At 40.3% G+C, this 4,375-nt stretch carries 4 protein-coding genes; 3 read left to right on the plus strand and 1 reads right to left on the minus strand.

Annotated features, from left to right (window positions below; translation table 11 throughout):
* Positions 1-36 precede the first annotated feature (36 nt).
* A complete protein-coding gene (locus tag GNE10_RS32340; RefSeq protein ID WP_185570075.1) occupies positions 37-405 on the minus strand; it encodes a Dethiobiotin synthetase in 369 nt (122 codons plus the stop codon).
* A gap of 210 nt (positions 406-615) precedes the next feature.
* Between GNE10_RS32340 and GNE10_RS32345 the strand changes: the two genes are divergently transcribed.
* The 3 genes from GNE10_RS32345 (at position 616) to glmS (ending at position 4,148) form a co-directional block, all read left to right on the plus strand.
* On the plus strand, positions 616-852 hold the full coding sequence (locus tag GNE10_RS32345; protein ID WP_185570077.1) for a hypothetical protein: 237 nt from the start codon (positions 616-618) through the stop codon (positions 850-852).
* A gap of 662 nt (positions 853-1,514) precedes the next feature.
* Positions 1,515-1,760 carry a photosystem I iron-sulfur center protein PsaC gene (gene psaC, locus GNE10_RS32350; RefSeq protein ID WP_012411495.1) on the plus strand — a complete coding sequence of 82 codons (246 nt, stop codon included), beginning with the start codon at positions 1,515-1,517 and terminating at the stop codon, positions 1,758-1,760.
* Positions 1,761-2,264: 504 nt separating this feature from the next.
* The gene (glmS, locus tag GNE10_RS32355) at positions 2,265-4,148 is read left to right on the plus strand and encodes a glutamine--fructose-6-phosphate transaminase (isomerizing) (RefSeq protein WP_185570079.1); all 1,884 of its coding nucleotides are present in this window, start codon (positions 2,265-2,267) and stop codon (positions 4,146-4,148) included.
* The last annotated feature ends 227 nt before the right edge of the window (positions 4,149-4,375 follow it).

Here is a 4,375-nt window from a genome sequence, read left to right on the forward strand (position 1 = left end):
CCCCACCTCCCCATCCCCCACTCTCCATTCCCTTCTTCACAGTTTCTCCAAACCCAAAGAACCTAAAGTTTGCCATGTGCCTGAAAAGATACTCTCAGCTGCTAAGGAAATTCGTAACAAATCTTCCTTGAGTAGGGGCGGCCAATCAATACCAGCTTTACGTCCTGCGGCATATAGTTGCTGTGTCTTGATGCTTAACTGATAAAGCGCCAAGGCCAGTTCTCGGTCTAGGGCGGAGGCATCTTTGAGGGCTTCAAACACTACTTTCAATGCCAACAAAATTGAGGTGATTTGACCAGGTACTGGCGGTTTCCCATGTTTCATACGCTCTAACAGCGCATCTGGGTAATCCTGGGTTGGGATTGTCTGATCTATCAGGAGTTTTCGAGCTGTTTCATAATTCATGTAACAAGCTTACCCTACATTTTGATTGGGCAGTAATACTTAATTAAAATGTCATTAAATTGGCTAATGGTTGTTTATAGCAATGTCACTTTGGTTGATGAAAAGATAGATGTGGGAAAAATGATGGCGAATTTGCTCCCGCTCTGGATTAACCAGATAGACTGAGTATAATAGCTTTGAAAAATACACCTTTTTGAAATCACCAGCAAAATGATATCACCGAATTTACTCGAAATTGAGCGCTCCATCCGTGCTTTGTCTGTGGAAGAACAACTTTGGCTTTTGGAAAGTATTGCTCGCGAAATTAGAGAAAGGGAGTATAAAAAAGATAATTTCACTGATGTCAATCCTCACCAAGAAGAATCCATTGAAATAGCTAACGAGCAAGTTATTTTGCCAAAATTTTCTCTAATTAATGATGAATTTGCCAGTTCAGAAATACTCTAAAATATCTGGGAGTAAAAATTATAAATTTGCCAGGATAAAAAATTTAAATATAAAAATTCTTGGTGAACGATCGCTCATAAATACTCAGGGCGATCGCTTTATTTTTTATGAATTATACCAATTCACCAAAATATTGATACAGATGCAAGAACTGGTAGGTAAAAAATGTTCGTAGTCAGGACTTTAGTCCTTGATTTTTAAGCACTAAAGTGATTACTACGAACCTTTCATAACTAATGCGATGAACCACTAGTCTGAAGCGATAAGCAATAATCAAGCCCATTGTCTTTACACTTAATTGGTAAATTTTGTTAAATATTTAATATTTTGTTATACATTTCCTTGATTTGTGATTGCTATAGTGTCTAACTAATAAGTACCATAGATAACTTGCCGTTCTCATCTTTTAAATTGATTTTTTTGTAGATGACTTTACTAGCAAGCCATATTATGGTATTCGAGTGGTGAAAATACGTTGCGATGGTGTTTTTAATTTAAAGGTCAATAGGGACGATCTCGCAAAAACAAATTTTCTAACGTGCTTATTAAATTGTTTAAAGTTATGTAGCCTTTTGATTACGGCCTATCAAGCACTGCGGTAAACTATGCGTTGATTATGATTCTTTCGCAGAGAAGAACACTCGAAAGGAGCCGTTTTTTCAATGTCTCATACCGTAAAAATCTACGATACCTGCATTGGCTGCACCCAATGCGTCCGCGCTTGCCCCACTGACGTACTGGAGATGGTTCCTTGGGATGGCTGCAAGGCTGCTCAAATTGCCTCTTCACCCCGTACAGAAGACTGTGTAGGCTGTAAGCGTTGCGAAACTGCTTGCCCCACAGACTTTTTGAGCATTCGGGTTTACCTGGGTGCTGAAACAACTCGCAGTATGGGTCTGGCTTACTAAGAACATAGTGCAGAGTGCTGAGTACCTGATGCTGAGATACAAACTAGGAAATTACAAAAATAATTTCTTGATTCCTCACTCAGGATTTGGAACTCAGCACTCAAGACTCCTGTAGTGTTCAATAGCAACTACTTTTACCATTGTCAGGAAGCCAGTGCAGTCCTTATGTTCTGCAAAAGTGCAACTGGTGTTGGGTACTGCCCGCCTTACAAAATCGTAATTTTAGAATGGGGATAAAATCTCTGGGTATTTAAATCCTATAAGCCACTTTTGTACCGTCCAATCCAAAGCCCAGAATTTATAACAATACCTAGTGGCATAGAGGGAGCACATAGCCCCCTTTTTTCTTTGGTAATTTTTAATTAGTTGTTGAGTGTTAACCGTCAACAGTCAACAAAACTTACTTCTTAGCCATTTTTGTATCAGCCCTATCTTTGCAAAACACCCAGTTTGTGGTAACAACTATACTGGATGTAATCATCCTGAAAAAAAATGGTGTGAGCAATGTGCGGAATTGTTGGATATATAGGCACTCAAGCTGCAACAGATATTTTACTGGCTGGGCTGGAAAAACTAGAGTACAGGGGCTATGATTCTGCTGGAATCGCGACTATTTGGGAAGGTGAAGTTCATTGCGTGCGGGCTAAGGGCAAGCTGCATAACCTACGTTCTAAACTAGAACAAATGGAAACCCCTGCCCAAATTGGTATTGGTCATACTCGCTGGGCGACTCATGGTAAACCAGAAGAATACAACGCCCATCCCCACATGGATACCGCTATGCGAGTGGCGGTGGTACAAAATGGGATTATCGAAAATTACCGCGAGTTGCGGGGAGAACTCAAAGCAAAAAGACACGTTTTTCGTTCGGAAACAGATACCGAAGTTATCCCCCACCTCATCGCCGAAATTTTAAATAATTTTTCTCCTTCATCTTCCTCATGTGATTTTCTAGAAGCAGTTAGTCAAGCTGTTAACCGCTTAGAAGGAGCATTTGCACTGGCGGTGGTTTGTGCTGATTATCCTGATGAATTGATTGTTGTTCGCCAACAAGCGCCTTTAGTGATTGGTTTTGGTCAAGGGGAGTTCTTTTGTGCTTCCGATACACCAGCCATCGTTGCCTATACTCGTGCAGTGTTACCTTTAGAAAATGGCGAAATTGCCCGCCTGACACCATTAGGCGTTGAAATTTATAATTTCGCTGGCCATAGGCTCAAAAAGCAACCACGACTACTCAACTTGAATCCCACGATGGTGGAAAAACAGGGATTCAAACACTTCATGCTCAAGGAAATTCACGAGCAACCGGGGGTAGTAAGAGCTAGTTTAGAAGCTTATTTTAATAATGTAGAGGCAAATGGGCGATCGCCAATCAATCTGGGATTACCTGAAAATTTATACACAGATTTAGAACAAATTCACATCGTTGCTTGTGGTACAAGTTGGCACGCGGCATTAATTGGTAAATATTTAATCGAACAACTTGCAGGAATTTCTACTCAAGTACATTACGCTTCTGAGTATCGTTATGCACCTTCACCATTGACATCCAATACTTTGATTATTGGCGTTACTCAATCAGGAGAAACGGCTGATACCTTAGCAGCTTTGTCCATGGAAAAAGAACGCCGCCAGGATAAAGAAGCTAAATATGAAGCACGACTTTTAGGTATTACTAATCGTCCAGAAAGTAGCCTTGGTCATTTAGTACCAAATATCATCAGTACTTTAGCTGGAATTGAAATTGGCGTAGCGGCGACAAAAACTTTTACCGCTCAACTAATGGCGTTTTATGCATTGGCATTAGATTTAGCAGCTCATCGGCAGACAGCTTCTAAAGAAACTTTAGAGAAAATTATTAATGGCTTGCGAGAAATTCCTAAAGACATTGAATCAACATTAGAAAGTCAAGAACGTTTAACTGAACAGTTAGCCCATGAATTTGCTGAAACCCAAGATTTCATTTTTGTCGGCAGAGGAATTAACTTTCCCATTGCTTTAGAGGGAGCATTGAAATTAAAAGAAATTAGTTATATTCACGCCGAAGGATATCCAGCCGGCGAGATGAAACACGGCCCCATTGCATTATTAGATGCGAAGGTTCCAGTAGTGGCGATCGCAGTTCCTGGTAGTGTGTATGAAAAGGTAATTTCCAATGCCCAAGAAGCCAAAGCCAGAGATTCCCGCTTAATTGGTGTGACTCCCGTTAAAGATGGCGAAGCTGGCGAAATCTTTAACGATTTACTTCCTGTCTCCCATATAGAAGAATTACTTTCTCCCCTACTCACAGTTGTACCTTTGCAACTATTGGCTTATCACATCGCTGCCCGTCGCGGTTTAGACGTTGACCAGCCTCGTAACCTTGCTAAAAGTGTTACGGTTGAATAGTAGAAATATGTAGCAATCCTATTTTTGTACAACAATAAAAAAGTCGTACAATCAATCAGAAAGTTATACAATCCTGTGGGTGCATAAGCAAGCATCTACAGGAATTTTTATGAAATTAACAGCAATCTAATATAAATAATAAGCTAATGCGCCCTAAAAAAGCATAACTATACTAGCAGTTACCTTGACTTGGTGGGGGAAAGGGGAAAGGGGAAAGGGGAAAGGTT

The sequence above is a fragment of the Nostoc sp. 2RC genome (assembly GCF_014222165.1).
GTDB lineage: Bacteria > Cyanobacteriota > Cyanobacteriia > Cyanobacteriales > Nostocaceae > Nostoc > Nostoc linckia.